The 22068-nt window shown below is 63.3% G+C and carries 9 protein-coding genes and 3 pseudogenes; 4 read left to right on the top strand and 8 right to left on the bottom strand.

The window, feature by feature from the left end:
• Positions 1-4: 4 nt before the first annotated feature.
• The 3 genes from L0Z65_RS10970 (at position 5) to L0Z65_RS10960 (ending at position 2048) form a co-directional block, all read left to right on the top strand.
• Positions 5-412 (top strand): hypothetical protein, encoded by a 408-nt coding sequence (locus L0Z65_RS10970; RefSeq protein ID WP_405107556.1) that lies wholly within the window; start codon positions 5-7, stop codon positions 410-412.
• 40 nt (positions 413-452) lie between these two features.
• Positions 453-689, top strand: a complete 237-nt coding sequence (locus tag L0Z65_RS10965; RefSeq protein WP_405107553.1) for a hypothetical protein — start codon at positions 453-455, stop codon at positions 687-689.
• Between the two features lie 72 nt (positions 690-761).
• The gene (locus L0Z65_RS10960) at positions 762-2048 is read left to right on the top strand and encodes a GumC family protein (RefSeq protein WP_405107550.1); all 1287 of its coding nucleotides are present in this window, start codon (positions 762-764) and stop codon (positions 2046-2048) included.
• A 33-nt stretch (positions 2049-2081) separates the two neighbouring features.
• Here L0Z65_RS10960 and L0Z65_RS10955 read toward each other — a convergent pair.
• Positions 2082-3447, bottom strand: a pseudogene (locus L0Z65_RS10955) (oligosaccharide flippase family protein).
• A gap of 144 nt (positions 3448-3591) precedes the next feature.
• Between L0Z65_RS10955 and L0Z65_RS10950 the strand changes: the two are divergent.
• Positions 3592-4809, top strand: coding sequence for a glycosyltransferase family 4 protein (locus L0Z65_RS10950; protein WP_405107547.1), 1218 nt, complete (start codon positions 3592-3594; stop codon positions 4807-4809).
• Positions 4810-4827: 18 nt separating this feature from the next.
• Here the strand turns inward: L0Z65_RS10950 and L0Z65_RS10945 are convergent, their stop codons facing one another.
• From L0Z65_RS10945 to L0Z65_RS10915, 7 genes and pseudogenes are all read right to left on the bottom strand, one after another.
• A complete protein-coding gene (locus L0Z65_RS10945) occupies positions 4828-5670 on the bottom strand; it encodes a glycosyltransferase (RefSeq protein ID WP_405107544.1) in 843 nt (280 codons plus the stop codon).
• Entirely contained in the window at positions 5667-8237 is a 2571-nt protein-coding gene (locus tag L0Z65_RS10940; RefSeq protein ID WP_405107541.1) for a hypothetical protein, read from the bottom strand. The genes L0Z65_RS10945 and L0Z65_RS10940 overlap by 4 nt, the downstream gene beginning before the upstream one ends.
• Entirely contained in the window at positions 8234-9136 is a 903-nt protein-coding gene (locus L0Z65_RS10935) for a hypothetical protein (protein WP_405107538.1), read from the bottom strand. The genes L0Z65_RS10940 and L0Z65_RS10935 overlap by 4 nt, the downstream gene beginning before the upstream one ends.
• Positions 9133-9846 carry a 4'-phosphopantetheinyl transferase gene (locus L0Z65_RS10930; RefSeq protein ID WP_405107535.1) on the bottom strand — a complete coding sequence of 238 codons (714 nt, stop codon included), beginning with the start codon at positions 9844-9846 and terminating at the stop codon, positions 9133-9135. The genes L0Z65_RS10935 and L0Z65_RS10930 overlap by 4 nt, the downstream gene beginning before the upstream one ends.
• Positions 9843-14489: pseudogene (locus L0Z65_RS10925) on the bottom strand (MupA/Atu3671 family FMN-dependent luciferase-like monooxygenase). Before L0Z65_RS10925 ends, L0Z65_RS10930 begins: the two are co-directional and overlap by 4 nt.
• Complete coding sequence (locus L0Z65_RS10920) at positions 14486-15547, bottom strand: glycosyltransferase family 2 protein (protein WP_405107532.1); 1062 nt, start codon at positions 15545-15547, stop codon at positions 14486-14488. Before L0Z65_RS10920 ends, L0Z65_RS10925 begins: the two are co-directional and overlap by 4 nt.
• Positions 15544-22033: pseudogene (locus L0Z65_RS10915) on the bottom strand (type I polyketide synthase). Before L0Z65_RS10915 ends, L0Z65_RS10920 begins: the two are co-directional and overlap by 4 nt.
• Positions 22034-22068 lie beyond the last annotated feature (35 nt).

The raw sequence follows: 22068 nt of genomic DNA, 5'->3' as shown, positions 1-22068 counted from the left end.
CCGGGTGCCACTGGACATTCGCGGGCATCAGGTCGCGCGCTCTCCGCTGGTCAATTTCTTCCGCAACTCCCCGACGGCAAATGCCTTTGATCTGCTGCGCACGCGGTTGCTGCACAGTCTCAAGGTGCAGGGTTGGAAACGCGTCGCCATTGCGGCGCCAACAGCGGGTTGCGGTGCGACATTTTCCACCGTCAATCTTGCGCTTAGCATGGCGCGGGTTCCCGGCACTCGCACGGTGCTAATGGATATGAATTTCCGCCGTCCTGGCGTTGCGGCTGCGCTCAAACTGCCGCCATCGGGGGACATGCCCGGATTTTTGGCCGGGGAGCTGACGCTGCCTGAACACCTGATCCGGCTTAGCCGCTTCGCTTGCGGTCGGGCTGACGGCGGCGCCAGATCGCAACGCGGCTGAAATCCTGCATGACGGGCGTTGCGCCAGCGTGATTGATGACATGGTGTTGAGCACCGGCGCCGATGTTGCATTGTTCGATCTGCCGCCGGTTCTCGAACATGATGACGCCGCCGCTTTTCTGCCGCAGGTGGACGGGGTTCTGCTGATCGCCGACGGCACCCGCACCACCGCCAAACACCTTGCGGCCTGTGAAAAACTGATCGACGGCCAGACCCAGCTGCTGGGCGTCAGCCTGAACCGGGCCCGCGGTGCTGGCCTGCTGCAATATGGACAGTAGATGCCGCCACGCGCCCCGTCGCCGCCCTGTAACCTGACATCCACCCAACCGTAACCAACGACGAGCCAAGACATGGGACCGATCCGCACTCTGGATGACATATTGGATATGCTGCGTCGGCGCGCGTCGGTGATCTTCTGGGTCATCCTCCTTGGCGCCATGGTCTCGCTGTGGGTGGCGGCCAAGCAGCAGCATTTCTACGAAAGCTCGGCGGTCCTGCAGATCACCCGACCAAAGATCGCTGATGATTTGGCTAAATCCACCGTCGACGGGTCGTCCGCACGTCGCTTGCAGCTGATCGAACAGCGTCTGATGGCCCGCGGGTCGGTTCTGGATATTATTGAGAAATTTGGCCTTTATCAGGACCTGCCGGGTCTGGTCCCGTCGGAGAAGGTGGCCCTGCTGCGCGAATCTGTATCGCTCACCGGGGTGGCCGCCGCGCGGGAGGGCTTTGCCGATGATGGCACGATATCGGTGCTGACCATCTCCGCCCTGATGCCGACGCCGGAGCAGGCACAGGCGGTTGCCAGCGAATTTGCCACCCGCACGATCGAACTCAGCCAAAGCTCCCGGATTGAGCAGGCCCGCGAAACCCTGACCTTCTTCGTGGACAAGGAAACCGCCCTCATCAGCGAGGTGGCTGAGCTGGAGAATGAAATCACCGCTTATCGCAATGCCAATAATGTTGCCCTGCCGGGCGGGATTGAGATGCGGCGCGAAGAGATTTCGACCCTGAACACCGGCCTTCTGGAGATCGAGCGTGAGCAGATCGAATTGCGCAGACAGGCGGATCAGACCACCTCGAACCAGCGACAAGCAACTGCACAGCGGATGCTCGAGGTCTTTGAGGAGAAACTGGCCACGCTTGATGCGCAGCGGGAGTTACTGTTGAATCGTCGCAGCGCTCTGGAGCGTTCGCTGGAAACCACCCCGGAGGTGGAGCGCCAGCTGGGTGTGTATGAGCGCCGGATGGGGCAGTTGCAGACCGAGCTTGAATTGATCGCCCAGCGCCGGACCGAGGCAGAGGTCGGCTTCCGTCTGGAGGCATCGCGCCAGTCGGAGCGTCTGACGGTGATCGAATCTGCACCGCTGCCGGATTATCCGGCCACCGGCGGGCGTAAGAAAAAGGCGCTGATGGGCGGGGTTGCCAGCATCGGATTGGCATTGGGCATCGCGTTCCTGCTGGAACTGCGGCGCCCGGTGTTGCGCAGCGTGGCACAGATGGAGCGGGAAACCGGTCTGACACCTGTTGTCGCCATCCCCTTTCTCAACACGTCCTCTAAACGCCGCGGCGTCTTTGCGCGGCTGCGCATGGCTTTTGGCGGGCGACGACGGTCCGGGACCGAGCCAAGCGGGTGAACTCAGCCACGCACCGCCGACAGATCGCAGGCGTCACCCGACCGCGTTGATCATCTCCGCCAGCCGTCCCCAGTGCCACCAAATCGCCGACAGCCCAACAGCCGCTGCCAGACCGGTGAACAATAGATCATGCAGCGGGTCCCAGACATGATGCTTGGTCGCCAGCCAGATCATCACCGGATAGGCCAGCACCATCGCCAGTGCGAGTGCGGCGATCCCACCGGTTAGGCCAAACAGGATCACCCCGGCCAGAAACAGCCCCGTCTGCGCCAGCGCCCGCGCAGCGGTGAAGACAAAGAACGACCGGCTGTCCCCAGCAGCCAGCGCGGCCTGATCATAGGTCATGGTGATAACCGCAGGCACCATCGCCAGCGCAATCAGCACCACCATCGGGCTAGGCATAGCTATAGCGCGCATCGTAGAGCAGATCGACAAGCCAAGGCCCCAGCCAGGCCATAGCCAGCAGGATAGTCAGGATCATCGCGCTAAGCCCGGCCCGCAGCTGCCGTTGTTTGCGACGGTACTCCGGCGCCGCATGCGCAGGCTTGTCGCGATAGACCGGGATCATCAGCCGCTGGTTCACCGCATGGCCCAGTGCCATCGGGAAACTCGCCAGGAAAAACCCGATATTATAAATGCCCAGTACATCCAGCGGGACAAATTTGCCCAGAATGGCCCGATCTCCTTGAGAGGTCAGAAACCAGAAGGCGGTGGAGAGAAAGATCCATTTGCCAAAATGCAGCAACTCTTTCAGCGCTTTGGCCTCCCAACGGAACTGGCTGCGCCGCCCCGGCAGTCCCAGATGCACAGCCAGCAGAAACGCCGCCGCCTGCAGAACGCTGCCCAGAACCAGCGCCAGAACCGACTGCGTCCACCAGGCCAGGAGGACCATGGCACCAATGCCAATGGCTTGGCTAAGCAGCTCCAGCGCGGTCAGCCGCCCGACCAGAAGATGTCGATGCGCAGTTTCAACCCGGATCGGATCAAACCCGTTGATCACCAGCGCGATCCCGGCGATCGGCAAATACCACAGCAGTTCCGGCGCCTCATAGAATTGCGACACCGGCCACGCCAAAAGCAGTGTCATCCCCCAGAGCGCGAAGCCGCGCACCACTTGAACGCTCCATGCCGTGTCGAGGAAATCCGGATCGTCACCGCGTTTGCTCTGGGCGATGGACGGCCCAATCCCCATGTCCGAAAACAGCGCCAGCCCGGTGATCACCACGCTGACCAGCGCCATCAGGCCAAATGCTTCGGGAAACAGCAGGCGCGTCATCACCAGATTGGCTGCCAGCCGCAGGGCCTGACTGCCGCCATAGCCCATCATCAGCCACGAGGCCGAGCGCAACACGCGCGCTGCGAGGCTTTCACCTTGGAAGAGCGACAGGACTTGCTGCATCAATATCCTCGAAGTTTTGCGATACACTTGCGACACTGATCCTCAAAGGCGTCAATTCCACGGCGCCTTCGCGGCAATGCTGGGCAAGCGCGGCAACTGACGATACCCTGCGATAACTCTTGCATAAAATGGGCCGTCGTCCTCGTGAAAATAGCGTATATTCTGAATACCTATCCGCAGCCGTCGCATAGTTTTATCCGGCGTGAGGTGCAGGCGCTGGAGCGTCAGGGGCACGAAATCCACCGGATCGCGATGCGCCGGTCCGGCGCGCCTTTGGTCGATCCCGGTGATCAGGCTGAGCGGGGCCGCACGACCTATGTGCTTGAGGCCGGAGCGCTGAAATTGGCCGCTGCGCTGCTGCGCTCCATCATCCGGGCGCCCGGTTCGGTGATATCTGCATTGCGTATGGCATGGCGCTTGGGCGCTGCCTCGCAGGTTGGTCGATTGCGTCACCTGATTTATCTGGCAGAGGCGGCCTATGTCGCGGAGTATGCCGCCCAGCATCAAATCGCCCACCTACATGCGCATTTCGGCACCAACGCAACAGCAGTTGCAATGCTGGCAGAGGTTCTGGGTGCGCCGGGTTACAGTTTCACCACCCATGGGCCGGAGGAATTCGACGCGCCCCAGCCGCTGTCGCTGGGGGAGAAAGTCGACCGCGCCAGGTTTGCCGTCGCCATCAGCAGTTTTGGCCGCAGTCAGTTGAGCCGCTGGGCTGCCTTTGGCAGCTGGGAGCGACTGAAGGTGGTCCATTGCGGGATTGAACCTGCGCACTTTGCCGATCCCACGCCTCTGCCCGAGGGGCCGCTCCGGCTTGCTGCGATTGGTCGGTTTGTGGAACAGAAGGGCCAGATGGTGCTGATCGAGGCGATGGCGCAACTGGTCGCGGATTACCCTGACCTGCATCTGGCGTTGATCGGTGATGGTGACATGCGCCCCGATCTTGAGGCGGCGATTGACCGTCATGGGCTGGGCAATCACGTGACGCTGACCGGCTGGCTTTCTGAAGCCGAGGTGAGAGGCGAGCTGGCGCGCGCGCAGGCGCTGGTGATGCCGTCTTTCGCCGAAGGCCTGCCGATGGTGGTGATGGAAGCTATGGCCTCCGCACGCCCGGTGATTGCAACCTATATTGCCGGAACCCCTGAACTTGTTCTGCCGGGGGAAACCGGCTGGTTGGTGCCAGCGGGGGATCCGGGCGTTCTGGCGCAGGCCATCCGGGACCTTGCCGCCACGCCCCATGCTGAGCGGGTTGCCATGGGACAGGCCGGGCGCGCCCGTGTTCTGCAGCGTCACGACAGCGATGTCGAGGCAGCGAAACTGGCGCAGCATGTCCAAGCCGCCCTGCCACGGGACACGGACTAGGCCCTCGACCAGATATACCTATCGCCCACGGGTCCAGCGGGCCTCATTTCGGGTGCGAAACAGCGGTGATTTCACAGCCAGCGCCACGGCAGCATAGGTCATGAACCCCACCGGATCAGGTAGCGCCAACCGCAGGATCGCAGCTGGGTCAGGGCGGTGGACATCCTCATTGGTCAGCAGAGCGGGAAACCGTTCTGCAATCTCCGCCACTCCGGCATTCTGGCGCCTCCGCACCCGCACCAGATTGCGAAACCCTTCGATCAGCGGCCATTGGTAACTGGCCTGCACCCGGACCCGCTCCGCAGGAGCAAAGCTAAGCCGGGCAAAGATATCGTCAGCAATGACATCCGGCCATTGCCCCCAGCGCGCCCGCCCGGCGCGGTTCATCGCAAAGAGGCCGAACCCCGGCACCCCTTCGCGCACGAAGGGCAGCTTTGCCCAGAATCGCCCATACAGACGGCTGACCCGGCTGCGGGCAGGGAATAGCTGCGGCGTGCCGCTGGCATAGCGTGGTTGATCCCCGGTCAACGCGGCGCAGATCTGCGCCATCAATGGGGGGGATACGATCACATCTGCATCCAGATAGACCAGAACAGATCCGGCGGCGCGCAATTCACCCTCTGCAATTGCGCCGATTTTTCCGCCCTCGGGCCGGTCGATCACAGCACAGGTCCACCCCTGCGGTACCGCCACTGCACGCGCCTCTGCGACGGTGCTGTCGGTGCAGCCATTGGCGATCACCAGCACCTCTGCCCCTGCGCCCTTGGGCAACGGATCGCTCGCAAACAGCGCCGTCAGGCAGGCCCCGATATAGCCCGCCTCATTGTGGGCCGGGATCTGCACGCTCAGGAGCGGTGTCATTTTGCCGCCTCCAGCGCGCGCCAACGCGGATTGTCATCGCTCACGTAGCGAAGGCTGCCCCAGCTGCCCCATTTGCCGGGGGATGAGACATCCGAATAGGCGGTGAACAGGCGGCCGCCTATCTCCGGCCAGCCTGCCAGAAGACTGCGGTACAACGCGCCCATCTCTTCGGTGTAGTTGAAATGGCTGAAGAACCCGGTCAGCATTTCATCATCCACCATCGCGCCCAGACCCACCACATGGCTGCCGCCCTCATACATGATCAGGTCAAGCCCATGCGCCTCAGCGACCTTGGCATGATAGGGCAGGATCCGCCCCAAAAGATCGCTGACAGTATCCTCGGAACTGCCAGAGACAAGCCCGTCGCGCAGCTCTGCGGCGGCCAGGGCGCTGGCGGCATCATATTGGTGAGCTTCCACAAATTCCGCAGCTGCAGCTCCGCTCAGACCCTTGGCTTCAGCGGTTGCCGCAGCCTGTTCCCGGCTTTGCGCGATCCAGGCGCGCAGGGTGGCCGCGCGGTCGGGCAGGCCAAGAATACCACCAAAGTAACCAGTCACCGCATAGGCATCAAAGAGGCGCGCGGGCGGGCGCCGTGCTGGGTCTTCGGCCACCCAAAGGGGCGCCGCCAATATCTGCTCTTCCAGTCCCAACCAGCCGGTCTGGGTGGAGACCACACGCACCAGACGGTCCTCTGCCGCGTCGCCGAAGACATCGGTCCAGATCATCGCAACCTCGGCAGCGCGGCCCCCGTAGAATTGCATCCACAGATCCTGCCCACCCCAACGCGCACGCGCCTGATCATCGGCCCAGACCGCCTGTTCAAACTGCCAGTTCCAGACCTCGTTGGAGTATTCCACATAGGCGGTCAGGCCGGGGTCCAGCTGGTCGCGGACCAGTCGCGCATAGTTGCGAATATAGATATCATCGGCCATGTGCGGCAGCGTGAACCACGGATCGGCTTGCAGGTGATTTGCAAGTGCCACCAGCACCTCCGCCGGGGCACCCTGCGCGGTCCAACTGTAGTCCTGCACCCGCGGGCGGTCCTCCCATCCGACCTGAGTGCTGTCGTTGGTGGCCATCCAGTCCATGAAACGCAGCGCCGCAAACCCGCGCAATCGGGCGATCCAATCCCGGTTGAACAGCGCCCCCGCCTGCCAGTCGGGCAGGTGTTTTTCCATCACCACAGTGATGTTGCGCACATAGTCGCCGACCCCTTGCCGGTCACTGCGCTGAATGCGGATTTCAACCGCGCCGGGCCCCGGGGTGTAGTCAAAGCGGATTTCGCTTTTGCCGTAGCGGATGTTCCTTGCCCGGCCAGTGACCTCGATAATCCCGTCGCCTTCAAACTGCAGCACATACCGCCCCGCAAGGCTGCTGGCATCTTCCGGCAGGTCCGTGAGGATCAGGGTGCCGACCGATCCCAGTTCCGGCGGGATCGCAGTGGGCCAGCCGTCCGGATCCAGATATCCCGCTGCCGTCAGATCAGAGTAATCCGCGCCCCCCCACTGGCCTGCGATATGTCCAATCCAGGGACGCGCGGTCTTGAAATGGTCGAGGAAGGGCGCCTGCGGACTCCAATCGGCGATAGAGGCAAGGTTCATCGCAATCGGCTGCTTGGGCACGTCGATCACAGCAGGTTCTGCCCGCGTCGTGACAGCGTCAGACGCAACGCTCTGGCTGGCCTGCACCGGCTGATTCAAGGTGGGCAACACCGGATCCGAGGGCAGGGGCGGCGGATCCAAGGGCAGGGAGGCCCGTTGCACCCGCTCCCGTGCCGCATCCCAGGCGATCTCCTGCAGCCGTCGCGCCAGTGCTGGTGCGGGTGCCTCATAGCGACCGCCCCATGCTGAGCGCAGCTGATGCGGCAGGCCGACGGGCGACTGGCCGGTCAGCACCGCATATTGCAGGGCAGAGAGGAAATAAAACCCCAGGTCATTGGGGTGAATGTCGTCGGCGAAGACCTCCTCGATCCGGCTCAGGCCCGGCACGGTTCCGGCCTGAATGGCGTCATCCAGCCGGGCCATCGCCTGGCCCGCCTTCAGCAGTTTGATCTTGCCGCCGGTTTTGCGGTTCACCGTATCGACAACGCTCTGCCAGCGCGGCAGATCCGCCGACAAACGGTCGCGCCATGGCGTCGCGGCACCCGCGTCAAATGGCACCTCAACCCCGGTGCCGCTGCTCAGACTGTGCCAGGTTTCCTGTAGGTACACCTCCACTTCAGGATTGGCACTATGGGCGAGGGTGTAGAACTTCGTCAGCGCCCCCTCGGTATCGCTCCATTTCAGATGGTTGGCGAGCGGGATCGCTTCGGTCACGATCAGAACATCTATGCCGTCGACCAGCCGTGTGCGGGCATTGATCCCCTCGGCCTGATCAGCATGGGCCCAATTATAGCTGAGCGGGGCGCCGTTGATGATCTGCGCCTCGACCGTGATGGTGTCCCCTGTCTGCCCGGCGGCAAGGGCGGGTTGCTGCGTCAGCAGCTGTTCCAGCATCACTAGATTGTCGGGGCCGAACAGGGAATGGCCGACCATGACCACGCTGGCGACCAGATCCGCCAGCGTCATGAGGACACACCGGTGCGCGGGTGGCTGGTGACCACCTGCCAGACGATGTTTTGCACTTGCCGCGCGGCTTCAGCACTTAAGGCATCGGTAGGCGTGCCATCGGCGCGTTGCAACCGATGGGGCAGGCCAACCGGGGAGCGCTGATAAAGTGTGCTGACATGGGTAAGGGCAACAATATAGGCCCCCAGGTCATTGATATGGATCTGATCCAGCGCCCCCTCCTCGGTGCGGGCAAAAAGGTCTTCGCGGTGGGTCAGCCCGTCGATCTGTCCGGCCTCAGCAGCGCGGACAACCGCCGCCATCACCTGGCCCGCAGGGATCAGATAGGCAGGGCGCTTCGGGTTGCGACGGCTGTCCGATCCAGCCAGCCCGCCAAGCCACAGCTGATCCAGATCGCCGTCAATCCGCGCCAGCCAGCCATCAGCGGTATCCAGCGGGTGCCAGGTTTCATAGAGATAGATCCGCGTCTGCGCGGCACCGGCGCGCGCCAGATCTGCCCAACGGCGAAAATACCGCGCACCCTTGAAGTAACGCAACGCATCGCGCAGCTCGACCATTTCGGTCAGCACAACGGCGTCATAGTCGCCCGATCCAATCGCCTCGCGCGCGTCGCGCCAGACCGGAGGCGTGTTCACCTGATCGAAATGCAGGATCTCCAGATCCGGCTCCCAATGATCCTGCAAGGGCGTGCCGGAGCCAAGCTGGCTGTTATACCGATGCCCCTCCGGCGCCAGTTGTTGCACCATATGCGGCATATCCGGCCCAACCAGTGAGTGGCCAAGGTGAAACACCCGCATCGGCCCCTCCGGCGCGGTCAAAGGTGGCAGCGCGAAGGGGGTCGCCTGCGCGCCGATTGGCAACAGGGACAGAAGTGCCAGAAAACCACGCCGTCCGATCATCGCACCTGCGGCAGCTGTGCGGCGGTCGCGATCAGCCCCTCCCCGATGACAAATCGCCCCTCAATCCTGTCCCCCGTCAGGAAGGGCAGTTGATCAGCCGTAAACCGCGCAGAAAACTGTCCGCTGATCTGATCTGTATCCTCTGCCATACGCATCTCCAGTTCCATCCCGTCAAAGCCGAAAAACCGCTCGCTCAGGCGATATTGGCATTTATACGCGGCTTCCTTGGCAGAAAATATCACTTTGGCCAGTTGGCCGGGGTTGGTCTGCTGCGCCAGCCAGAGACGCTCCGCCGGGCGGCAGATCTGCGGGATCAGATCATCGGCGAGCGGCGTGTCCTCCTCGACGTCAACGCCAAGCCCCCGCATTTGCTGCGGCAGGGCGGCGACGGCAACGGCGGTGCTGCGGCAATGGCTGATCGACCCAACCAGCCCGGGCGGCCAGATCGGCGCGCGTTTGGGGCCGACGGGAATTGCGCTGGGTGTCAGGCCCAGCGTTGCCATTGCCAGATGTGCCGCGGCACGGCCTGCAGCGAACTCTCGCCGCCGCTTCTCCACCGCGTTCGGCGACAGGCAGGCGGCCTCCTCAGGGAAGGGCGCGGGTGGATCTCCCTGCGGATCGCAGACCTCTACTGCAACACCATCGTCAAACAACGGGCGGATCAACGCGCGGTGCCGCGCGCTGCGCAAGGATGACTCACCCAGGGTCATCCGCTGCGGGCCTTGCGGTTGGCGCGCATTGCGCGGCGTTTGGACATCATGTCGGATTTCGCGGCCGCATCAACCGCCGGTGCTGCTGTCGCGTCCTCCGTGGGAGAGGCCCCGGTCAGCCCGTCGATATGCCCGGCCAATCCTGACAGGGTTGGGAAGCGGAAAATGTCGGTGATCGACAGCTGTGGCACATCCATCGCACCGCGAATATCGCGGTGGGCCTGTACCGCGAGCAGGGAATGGCCACCCAGGGTGAAGAAATTGTCCTCAGCCCCGATGCCGCTGACGCCGAGGATGCCGCTCCAGATTTCGGCAATCTTGCTCTGTGCCCCTGCGCTGAGCGGCGCGTCGGAGGTGGGGGCGGAAATCTGTACCGGTTTTGGATCGGGCAGCGCCTTGCGGTCGATCTTCTTGTTTGGGGTTAGCGGGAAGGCGTCGAGATGTTCGATATGGCTCGGCACCATGACCGCAGCCAGTCGCTGCGTGAGTGTGGCCTTCAGCGCCACCTGATCCGGTGGCACCGGTCCGGTTACATAGGCGATCAGCCGGGTGTCACCAGCGGTTTCGCGGGCGATGACAACAGCCCCAGTGATTCCGTCTAGCGCCGCCAGCGCGGCCTCGATTTCGCCCAGTTCGATCCGCTGGCCGCGGATTTTGACCTGATGATCGCTGCGACCCAGGAATTCCAGCTGACCGTCGCTGCGCCAGCGCACCAGATCCCCGGTGCGATAGAGATGGGTTGAGGGCACATGCGTCCCCGCATCGGCAAAGGGATCAGGAACAAAACGCTCCGCCGTGAGATCTGGGCGCTGCCAGTAACCGGCGGTCACACCGGCGCCGCCGATCAGCAATTCGCCGGGTACCCCAATCGGCTGCGGGATCAGGCTGTCATTGACGACATAAACAGTCGTATTGGCAATCGGCGCACCGATCTGTGCTGTGCCTACGGGCACCTCCGCAAGGGTCTGCATGGTCGACCAGATGGTGGTCTCTGTCGGGCCATACATATTGTGGATGTCGGCATCGGTTGTCGCGCGCAGGCTGGCCACCAGATCGCCCGGCAGCGCCTCCCCCCGATGAACAGATGCGAGAGCCGCCCCAGCACCGGGCGCGCATCGGCGTCTGCGGTGATCATCCGGGCCATCGACGGGGTGCATTGCATATGGGTGACGCCGTGGCGCAGGATCTGCGCCGCAAGCGAGACATCCTCCGCGGCCAGCTCTTGCGGGGCGTTGGCAAGGCGCAGCACCTCCGCAAGGGGTTTCAGCCCCTCCAGCACAATCTCCGGTGCAATGCCGTAGTCGATCAGGCAGGCGATCTCATCAACGCCGATCTGCTTGAGCTGCTCCACCCGCTGCAGGGCATCGGCAATGGTGCCAAACAGGCCGGAATCCTCAAAATACCGTTCAAAAGCAAAATCGAGAATGGCCTCCAGCTCCTCTGCCGAAAGCATGCCGAGGTCCATTTCAAACGGGTTTTTTACCCCTTCTGGTTTTTTGAACGCAGGAAAGGCCCAGGCGTATTGTTTGATCAGACCAGCCGCCGCGCGCAGGTAATCCTTCATCGGTTCTCGGGCTGTGGCGCGGGCGTCTTCGCGGGTGTCCGCAAGATAGCTGTGCAGCATCAGCGTGACCTTGTGATCGCGCGGGTCGTGACCGGCGGCGCGCAGGGCATCATGATAGATGGTGATTTTGCCCGCGACCTCCTCAATGCTTTGTCCCAGCAGATGGGTCAGCACATTGGCCCCGATACTGCCCGCCTCACGCCAGGTTTCGGGGTTGCCTGCCGTGGTGACCCAGACCGGCAGCTCCTTTGACACAGGGCGCGGCTGGGTCAGAACCGCGTGTTCGCCACCATCCTTGCGCGGGAAGGCGACCTCCTCTCCACGCCAGAGTTTCCGCACTGTCTCAATAGCCTCGAACAGCGCAGGCTTATTGGCGGGGGGCGTATTTTCGGGGCGCAGGATGAAGTCATCCGGCTGCCAGCCAGAGGCAAAGCCGATACCTGCGCGTCCGCCGGTCAGATTGTCGATCACCGACCATTCTTCGGCAATGCGGGCCGGGTGGTGCAGCGGCGCCACGCAGGACCCCGCGCGCACGCCGATATTTTTCGTCACCGCAGCCACCGCCGCGCCGGTCACTGCCGGGTTCGGATAGGGCCCGCCAAAGGCATGGAAATGCCGCTCTGGCGTCCAGACCGCGTTGAACCCGTGCTGATCGGCGAATTTTGCCCCCTCCAGCAGCAGTTCATATTTGCGCGGGCCGGGGCCGTCGTCATTGCCCCAGTAAAACAGGTTGAAATCCATGCCGCGATCACTGGTGGCGACCGGGCCATTGGATAGCTGCAACCGCGCCTCATCACTGGACAGCACCAGTTTGAAGCCGCGTGACAAGGTCCAGAACAGCTCCAGAACCGAGATGTCGAACGACAGGCTGGTCACCGCCAGCCAGCAGTCCCCCGGCTGATGCCGGATGCGGTCATCCATGGCGGCAAAGAAATTCGCGACATTGCCATGCCGGACCATCACGCCCTTGGGCGTGCCGGTGGAGCCGGACGTGTAGATCAGATAGGCCAGATCCTCTGGTGTGGGCGCTGTGGTAGGCGTTTCGGCCACAGTTTCGGCCGCGGCTGAGACCTCGGGCAGGGCGTCAAGGCACAGGATATCGGCCGACAGGTTGCCGGGCAGTTGGTCGCGGAGCCCGGTGTCGGTCAGGATCGCGCTAGCGGCGCTGTCGGTGATGAAATGCGCAATGCGATCCGCCGGATAGGCCGGATCCAGCGGCACATAAGCCCCGCCTGCCGCCATCGTGGCGAGGGCGGCAATCACCAGATCAGGCCCACGCCCCAGGTAAATACCGACATGGCTGCCCGGCTTCACTCCACGGTCACGCAGGAGGGCGGCCAGATGATCAACGCGAGCAGAGAGTTCGGCATAGGTCAGGCTCTCGCCCTCGTAAACCAGCGCCGTGGCCTCCGGGGTTCGTGTCACCTGGGCTGCAAACTCCGCCGGTATGGTGCTTTGCCTGATGTCGGAACGGGCGGTGCTGTTCCAGTCCACCAACATCTGGCGTCTTTCGGCCTCCGGCAGGATCGGCAAATCGGCGATGGTGCCATCGGAGGCCGAGGCCAGCGCGTCGATCAGCAGTTCGGCCCGCCCCACCAGCAGCTCGGTTGCTTGCGCATCTAATCGGCCTGTATCGATGTGCAGGGCCAAAGCGCCCTCCGACAGGGACAGGGTCACTGCACAACCGTCGATATGCTGCGCACGCCCCAGCATGCAGCCAATATCCGGGCAGAAACCGCTGCCCCCGGTCTGTCGCAACTCCGGCGCACGGGCAACAAGATCAGCAGGAAAACCGCCGCTGCTGCGGGTGCTGCCCAGCTCTGCAGTCAATTTGGATCGCAGTTCGTCAAGGCGCGCATCGCGGCGGGCCTGCACCGGCACCCAGTCAGAGATCAGTCCCGCGATGGCAGTCTCCTGCAGCGCATCCGTGCTGAGCGCGATGCCAGCAGTCTCCGCCCCGGAGCTGGATAGCATGAGGGCAAGGGCGACGCTCAGCACATCGACCTCTGTCAGGGTCGCATTGTGGGACAGCGTGAGATGGTTGATTTCGGCTACGCCATCAGCTGCCGGACCTGCCAAGGGCAGATCCACAGCGGGGAGGGCCGCCAGCGCCTTGCGCCATTTACCCTCGCTGGCCTGCGTCGCGGCCAGTTGCCGGGTCAAATCGCTGCGGGCCGCTGCATCAAGGGACGGAAGACTATCCCCGGTTTTGATATGATCAGCTGCGCGGATCGGGCGCCCGTCGCAGTGGTGCAATCCGCCAAGCCGCAGCGCGCCATCGCGGCAGGCCAAGGTCATCGTCGTGTCGTCCACGCTCAGCACGGTGCCCGGCGCGCCGGATCCCTCTGCGATCTCTGCGGTGCCGATCAACGCTACTGGCGCCTCGCTGGTTGCAGGTAGTTGGACCTTGGCAGCACAAAGCGGGTTCCAGTACCCGTTGAAATCAAGGGCGCGCACCAGCCGGTGCAGGTCCACGGCGGGTTGCGACAGATCCAGCAGTGCACCCGCTTCGGGCCGGTCAGCGCGTGTATAGAGCGTGCGGGTGCTGAAATCCTGCGCCTGCCGCGCCAGCGTGCCGGTTTCCAGCTGCCCCAGCACATCGCCAAAACTGTCCATCGCGGCGGCATAGCATTTGGCGTTGAGACTATAGGCCGTCTCATCCTCAGCAATCGCAAACAGGCGCTGGGCGAGGATATCACCCTCATCCACGCCGCCCTCGATCATGTGCCAGGTGATCCCGTAACCCTCAGCCCCTTCGATCAGGGCCCAGTTTGGGGTGTTCAGGCTAGGCATAGCGCGGCAGCGGGCCGTCGTGAAAATTGACACCGCCCTTGCGCGCGCGTGCCAGCACGCTGTCGGGGATGATCTCAAGGTTGGCGATGGATAGCAGCCAGTCGACTGATCCGTCAAAATCGCGCGCGTCTTCAAGCACAGTCAGGCCCTTGTCAGCGGCCCACTGGCGGATTTCGGCGTCTTTTGTGACCACGGCGGCGATGCTGTGGCTGCGGGCCAGCAATGTGTCCGCGCAGGCAACAAGCAGTGATTCATTGCCAAGAACGATACAGGAGAATGGGGTCATTTCTGCTCCTCCGGTTGAGACGGGGTCTGGCGCGGTTCCATAGGTTGGTTTTTTCGACGGCGAAAGATCGCGCGGCTATGATGAACGATCAGATCCCGCAGAAAATAGGGTGGATCGGAGGCCGGTTTGTCCGACACCAGCCGCCGCAGCCCGTAGAGCAGGCTGCCGCTGATCAGCGCCAATGTGGCCCCAACCGTGTAGGCGCGCCCATGGGTGCTGAGAAAGTAATGCAACCGGCTGTCGAACCAGTATTGCGGGGTGCGCTGCCAGTCTTTCATCCCGGTTGAGGCGGATCCCACATGGGCCACCTCGCTTTCCGGCAGGTAGTGCGTGCTCCAGCCATCGCGGGCGGCACGGTGGCACAGCTCGGTTTCCTCAAAATAGAGAAAGAACGTCTCGTCAAACCCGCCTACCGCATCAATCACTTCGCGCCGGATCATCAGACTGGCACCAGCGGTCCAATCCAGCTGTGTCGGTGTGGTGGGGATTTCCATCGGCACCACGGCATCTTTCAGCAGGCGCGTCACGATGCCGGTTCGCACCGAGGATTCAAACTCCCCCGCGATAGTGGGAAAGCGAAAGGCGGTACAATGGGGCGTCCCATCGGTGCCGCGCACATAGGAGCCGACCAGACCGGCACCGGGGGTCGCTTGCAAGAAGTTCCGTAGCGCGCGGATCGCGCCCGGCTGCACAAAGGCATCTGAGTTCAGCAAGTAGTAGAACTCCGGGGCGCTGCCATCGGATAGGCCAAGGCGAAAGCCGATGTTCATGCCCGCGCCAAACCCGCCGTTGCGGTCGCTGGCGATCAGGCGCAGGCGGCCGCTGTCGAGCCAGCCGCGCGCCTGCACCGCTGTGAGCAGCTGCTCATAAGAGCCGTCGGCGGAGCCATTGTCGATAATCACCACCTCACCGGGTAGCTCTTCCATCTGCTCCAGCGCGGCGGCGGCGCAGTCCAGCGTCATCTGAGGTGTTTTGTAGTTCAGGATGATGGTCAGAATGCGCGCATTTGTACCGCCCGAGGCGGCGTCTACAGGCTGCGTGGCGGCGGTGTTGGTCATTCTGCCGCCTCCGCGGTGCTGCGGGCCAACGCTGCGGCGTCGGCGGCATCCAGTCGCGCCTTCACCTCTCCAGCCAGCACACTGACATTGGGCACCAGAACCATACTGTCGTGATCGCCGGGCACCTCGACCACCTCAACGGCGGGGGCCCAACGGGTCCAGTCGTTGTCATCAAAGACATATTCCCGCTCGCGGCTGACCCAATTCCCGGCAGAGACCTGCCAGTGCTTGTCAAGTGGCGGGCGGAACAGTGTCAGTGGCCCGGACCACGGACGTAGATCATAAGCGGGCAGGGCGGCGCGGAAGGCCAGTTCGACCTTGCGGTTGTTGAACACTGGTGCGGCGCTGTCGCCGCTGGCAGCATAACGGCGTTTCTCGATCTCCCAGGCGATGCGATTGGTGATCCATTCGCCCAGATAGCTGATCCCCTTGCTGCGCAGTTCGGCCCATTTGATCAGCGCCTTGTCGCGGCGCGTCAGCTCTGGACGAAGCGGGAGCGGCGTGTCCAGGAGGATCAGCGCGGCCGTCCCTTCACCTTCGGCCTGCAGTTGCTGGGCCATCTCATAGGCGGTCAACCCGCCGCCGGAGAACCCGCCCAACAAATACGGCCCCTCTGGCTGGACACTGCGGATCTCCGACAGATAATCACGTGCCGCTGTATCCAGACGATCATGCGGCGCATCCTCGCCGATCAACCCTCGGGCCTGCAGCCCGTAAACGGGACGGTCCTTGCCGACCATCAGGGCCAGATGACGCAGGTTCAGAACATTGCCAAACATGCCCGCCACCAGGAAGAATGGCCGCCGCCCGGTGCCATCACCGGGGTGTAGCTGAACCAGATGGGTGTAGCTGGGGGTCTCAGCAGCGGTGTCACCCGCGCTCTCAACCGGGGTCTCAGTGGTGAGACCGCCACCGGTGCGCGCAATCACCAGCTCTGCCAGCTTGGCAACAGAAGGGGCCTCAAACAGGGTGGAGATCGCCAGATCCACACCAAAGCTGCGCTTGATCTGAGCAAAAAGCCGGACCGCGATCAGAGAATGGCCACCAAGGTCAAAGAAACTGTCCTCGACCCCGACCTGCGTCACGCCAAGGAGACGCGCGAACTGAGCGGCGATATCTTCTTCCACCGCATTGCGCGGGGCGAGGTACTTGGTGTCCAGCTGTGGTCGCTCAAAGCTCTGGTTGGTGTCGGCATTCTGCGGCGGCGGTTGATCGGCTTGCGCAATCAGATCCGGCAGCGCCAGCGACGAGACCACCACCTGCGACAGCCCGGTGGCGAGCGCCCGGCGCAAGGCCTCGGGACCGTCCTCGGCACGGATCCCTTGGGCGATATTGCGGTGAAGGCGCCGTTCCTCCGGCGACAAGGACTGCGCACTGCCCGGTGCAGTCAGTCCCAGATCCTCAGCGCTGGCGTCTGCGCCCTCCGCCGGGGCCAGATTGGTTGCACCGGGCAGCTGCTGCATTTGAAACCCACGCATTTCTGCGACCACAGTGCCATCCGTAGCCGCCAGCGTGATGTCGAACCGCGCGCTATTTGCAGAGCTGTCGACCAGCCGCATATGGCTCAGCAGCTCAATCGGCAGCGGGGCAAAGATCTGGATGCTGTCATAGGACACCGGCACCCAAAGCGCGCTGCCTCGATAGGCTGGAGCCAGATCAATGGCCCAGCCGGTGGCCAGATCCATCAGCCCGGGGGGCAGGAGGGTGCCGTCTTTTTCGGCGATCTGCGGCAGTTTCAGTTGGGCGAGGCCTTCTGCGGTCCCATGGCGTATCTTTTCCAGAACATGCCAGCGTGGACCGAATTTCAGATGTGCTTCCTGGGGTGTTTTCAGCCGCTCCGCCGGAGTGGTCTCCGATACCTCCGGCATGCGAAGCCTCAGTTTAGGGATATCGACCAGCGCAGGCGTGTCCCTGTCAAGATCGGTGTCCAGCAGCGCCTGTACATGCAGCGCATAGCCTTCCGCCGTACGGCTGTAGACCGCAAAATCGTACCCCCGCTCCACCGGAGTCAGCCGGACGATCATATCGCAGGGCGATCCTGCCACCACCAGAGGCCGCAGGAAATAGAGATCGCACAGCGCAAAAGGCGCGTCATGGCCCAGCTCCGCCAGCGCCTCAGCGGCATATTCGATATATCCGGTGCCGGGGATCAGCGCGGTGCCATCCTTGGTGCGATGCTCATCCAATATCCACTGATCACTGCTCAATCGGCGGTGAAACAGCAAACTGCCGTCACGGGCGAACTGGCGGCTGTCAAACAGCGGTTGATCGCAGGGGATGGGGTCGCTGTCCGCCTCGGGCTGGTGTGCGCCGAGGGCCTCCGCCGCCATCCCGACGTCCGCCCAGACGCCCCAGTCCACGGCCACCACATGCGTTCTCTGATCCGGCGAGGCAAGGGCGCTGCGATGTTTGGCAAAGGCATTGAGGTACTCATTGGCAGCCACATAATCGACCTGACCAATCGGGCGCGTCACCGTCGAGGAAGAGGAAAACAGGACCATCAACTCCAGCTGATCTGCGCCGAAGATGGCGTCGAGCACTCTGAGCCCGCTGACTTTGGGAGCCAGAACCTGAGCGATATCCTCTTCTGTTTTGGCCAGAACCGGCGCATCGTTGATCTGGCTAAGCGCCGTGGATGACGCCGGTGATCGGGCCAAAGATCTCCTCAGCCGCTGCAACAGCGGTGCGCATTTGCTCGCTGTTGCATACATCTGCGGCCAGCGGCAAGACGCGGCCTTTCCCAAGTGCGTCCAGCGCCTTCACGGCGCGGATGCGTTGCGCGGTTGTATTGGCCGGGCTGTGACGATTGAGATAGCTGGCCCAATCGTCGCGCGGTGGCAACCCGCCGCGCGAGATCAGCACCACATTGGCGTCAAAGCTTTGCATCAGATCCGCCGCAATCGTGCGTCCGATGCCGCCATAGCCCCCGGTTATCAGATAGGTACCACCTTCGCGGAAGCCAGAATGCGACGATGCAGGCGCACTGTCTGGCAGTGCCACTGGGCGCCACCGCAAGGCATAACGCTTGTCACCGCGCCAGAGCGCCGTGTCATTCGCAGGTTCCGCCAGCACCTCCTCCAGCAGGCGGTCAGTAATTGACATCGGAGCCTGATCCGACAGCCAGCGACGCAGGCCATTGGGGCGGGTTGGCAGTTCGATATCGACCGTGGCGCAGGTCAGGCCGGGGATCTCGCGCGGCAGCACGCCCACAGGGCTAGGCAATCATCGCTTTTTCCGGGTAGGGCAGCGGCTCATTGCGCAGCTGCGCCGCCCCGGTGGTAAAGACCGTCATATGCAGGGGATGCGGAAGGTCAATCTGGGCCAGCGCCTGCCCCAGCGCGGTCAGCGCATAAAACCCCATCTCCAGATTGCGATCAAAAAAGGAGGCGCCGGGGCGGAAGCTCTCGCCCTCTGTGACCAGCCAGAAATGGCCAATGCGACTGGGAAGCAGATCCGCCAGCGCCAGATCGGCAAGCAGCGCATCATAGCCCGCGCGCCCCTGTTCGGGGGCCAGCATATAACGGCTCTCGCTCAGCTGGGCATAGGTGTCGCCGGGGGTGACCCGCACCACCCTGTGCCCTGCCTGTTCCAGTCGCGAGGCCAGATCTGCGCAAAGCCCGGTGTCATCCTCAAACAGCAGCCAGGTTTCAGGTTGCTGATCCAGTTCGGTGGTAACATCAAGATCGCAGCTGGCCAGCGCGGGTCGCCAGCTGGGGCGCGATCCCCATTGTGACTTGTCGTCATGGCGCTGCGGCGCGCTGATTGCTGTGTCCGCAGCGGCCGGGGCGGCGGGTTCGATGAAATAGCGGCTGCGCTGAAACGCATAGGTTGGCAGCGGCAGACGCTGGCGGCGGGCGTCGCCCCAGATCTGATCCCAATCCGCCTCCAGCCCAGCAGCCCAGAGCCGTCCGATCACGCCAAAGAAATAGGCGTCATCGGCCATCATCTGGTCGGGATGACGCAGCGAGCTGAGCACCTGACCGGGCTTGATCGCCGGGGCCATCTGCGCCAGCGAGGACAAGGCCTTGCCGGGGCCAACCTCAAGATAAAGCCGGTTCGGTTGCTCGGCGAGCGTGTCGAGGCAGGCGGAAAACATCACCGTATTGCGCAGCTGACCGACCCAATACTCGGGGTCGGTGGCGTCGGCGTCACTCAGGATCTGGCCGCTGCGGTTGGACAGGATCGGGCGGTCCGGTGCTGTCAGGGTCAAACCGCGCAGGAATTGGCGATACTCCTCCAGAATTCCCTCGAGCATGCGGCTGTGGGCGGCAATGTCGATCTGGATGCGTTGGTGATCCACCTCATCTGCCGTCAGCTGCGCCGCCAGCGCATCTAGTGCGGCCTGAGGTCCAGAGACAGCTGTGAGGCGGGGGGCATTGACGCTGGCAATATCCAGATCCGGCGACAATCTGGCCTCAACCTCCTCCAGCGGCAGCGAGATCGACAGCATGCCGCTGCAGCGGTACCTTGTCGAACAGCCGCCCACGCAGCAGCACGAGATCGATGCAATCCTCAAACGACAGCACCCCGGCCAGACAGGCTGCGGTGTTCTCCCCCATGGAATGGCCCACCAGCGCGGCAGGGCGCACGCCCCAGCTGATCCACAGTTGCGCCAGCGCAAATTCCACGATCATGATCAGCGGCAGCTGCACCGATGGCTGTTGCAGGCGCGCATTTGCGGCGTCCTCCTGCCCCGGCTCCGGCAGCCAGAGCGCGCGAATGTCATAGTCCAGCTGGCTCTCAAGGTGATCCAGACCCCGGTCCATCCAATCGGCAAAAACCGGTTCGGTTTCATAGAGGTCCCGCGCCATGCCCGCATATTGCGCGCCGCCGCCGGGGAACATGAAGACCACCTCAGGGGTGCTTTCGGCGCAGGTATGGTCAAACACGCGCCTTGGATCGCCCGCGTCCAGCAGGGCGGCGGCTTCCTCAGGGGTTTCGGCGACCAATGTCCGACGCTTGGCAAAGCCGCGGCGGCCTTCCTTCAGCGTGTAGGCCACATCCGCCAGTGGCAGATCGGGATTGGCGCGCAGATGGGCGGCCAGGGCCGAAGCATTGGCATTGAGCGCTGCTTTTGAGTGGCCAGACAGACAAAGCACCTGAAACGGGAAATCGCTCTCATCCGAGGCGGGGCGGGGGGCGGCTTGTTCCAGCACCGCATGGGCGTTGGTGCCGCCAACCCCCAGCGCGTTGATCGCAGCACGGTGGGGGCCTTTGGCAGAGGTCCAGTCGCACAGGCGGTCGTTGACCACAAAGGGTGAGGTCTCAAAATCAATGGCCGGGTTCGGCGCCTCATACCCCAGGCTGGGCGGGATCTGGCCATGGTGCAGCGCGAGCGTTGTCTTGATCAGCCCGGCCACACCGGCGGCCGTATCCAGATGCCCGATATTGGTCTTCACCGAGCCGATGCGGCAATAGCCGACCGTCGGGGTGGTCTCTCGGTAGGCCTCGGTCAGGGCCGTGACCTCAATCGGGTCGCCCAGATAGGTTCCGGTGCCGTGGCATTCGACATAATCGATGGTATCCGGAGGCGTCTCTGCCGCGCGCAGCGCCTGTCGCACGGCGCTGGCCTGCCCCTCGACCGAGGGGGCGAGATAGCCAGCCTTATCCGCACCGTCATTGTTGATCGCTGAACCCTTGATGACGGCCCAGATGTGATCGCCATCCGCCAGCGCGTCCTCCAGGCGGCGCAGCGCAACCGCCCCCGCGCCGGAGCCAAAAACGGTCCCCTGTGCGCGGTGGTCAAACGCATGGCAGTGGCCGTCCGGTGACAGGATCTCGTTCTCTTTGAACAGATAGCCGCGGCCCTGCGGCAGCTCAATCGTGACGCCGTCGGCAAGAGCCATCTCGCACTCGCCCTCGCGCAGGGCCTTACTGGCGTAATGCACTGCCACAAGCGAGGTCGAGCAGGCGGTTTGGATGTTGACGGACGGGCCCTTGAGATCGAATACATGGCTGACGCGCGTGGATAGGAAATCCTTGTCGTTGCCGGTGTGGCGCAGCAGGAACATACCGACATCATCGACCAGCGGCCTGTTGGAGCAAATGTTGAAGTAGAAATAGCTGCCCATGCCGCAGCTAAGCATAGACCCCGATCGGACCATCAAGGCTCTCGGGTGGATGACCGGCATCCTCCATAGCGCTCCAGGCAACCTCCAGGAATTTGCGGTGTTGCGGGTCAAGGATCGCGGCTTCTTTCGGGCTGAAACCGAAGAAGTCGGCATCAAACTCAGCGTAGCCCTCCAGCGCTGCGGTGGCGGCAACATAACTGGGGTCGGACAGTGTCTCAGGGTCTTCGCCTGCGGCCAGAAGGTCGTCTTCGCTGACAGGGCGGATCGATTCCACGCCGTCGCGCAGATTTTGCCAGAATGCGCCGGGGGACTGGGCGCCCGGCACGCAAAGTGACATGCCCACAATGGCAATATCCCCGCTGTAACGCGCGGCATCAAACGGAGTGCGATCCGTGGTTTTCCCAGATGTCTTCAATTGCCCCAATCGTCCTCAAATCATGTGCCCGGCCG

It is taken from the genome of Phaeobacter sp. BS52, from assembly GCF_045040595.1.
GTDB classification, from domain to species: Bacteria; Pseudomonadota; Alphaproteobacteria; order Rhodobacterales; family Rhodobacteraceae; genus Phaeobacter; species Phaeobacter piscinae.
Note: the sequence above shows the minus strand (reverse complement) of the source record. Positions and strands in the feature narration are given on the sequence as shown.

Coding starts and splice junctions, on each gene's coding strand:
- L0Z65_RS10965 (WP_405107553.1), top strand. CDS start 453: ATGGTGTTGAGCACCGGCGCCGATGTTGCATTGTTCGATCTGCCGCCG.
- L0Z65_RS10960 (WP_405107550.1), top strand. CDS start 762: ATGGGACCGATCCGCACTCTGGATGACATATTGGATATGCTGCGTCGG.
- L0Z65_RS10945 (WP_405107544.1), bottom strand. CDS start 5,670: ATGACACCGCTCCTGAGCGTGCAGATCCCGGCCCACAATGAGGCGGGC.
- L0Z65_RS10940 (WP_405107541.1), bottom strand. CDS start 8,237: ATGACGCTGGCGGATCTGGTCGCCAGCGTGGTCATGGTCGGCCATTCC.
- L0Z65_RS10935 (WP_405107538.1), bottom strand. CDS start 9,136: ATGATCGGACGGCGTGGTTTTCTGGCACTTCTGTCCCTGTTGCCAATC.
- L0Z65_RS10930 (WP_405107535.1), bottom strand. CDS start 9,846: ATGACCCTGGGTGAGTCATCCTTGCGCAGCGCGCGGCACCGCGCGTTG.
- L0Z65_RS10920 (WP_405107532.1), bottom strand. CDS start 15,547: ATGACCAACACCGCCGCCACGCAGCCTGTAGACGCCGCCTCGGGCGGT.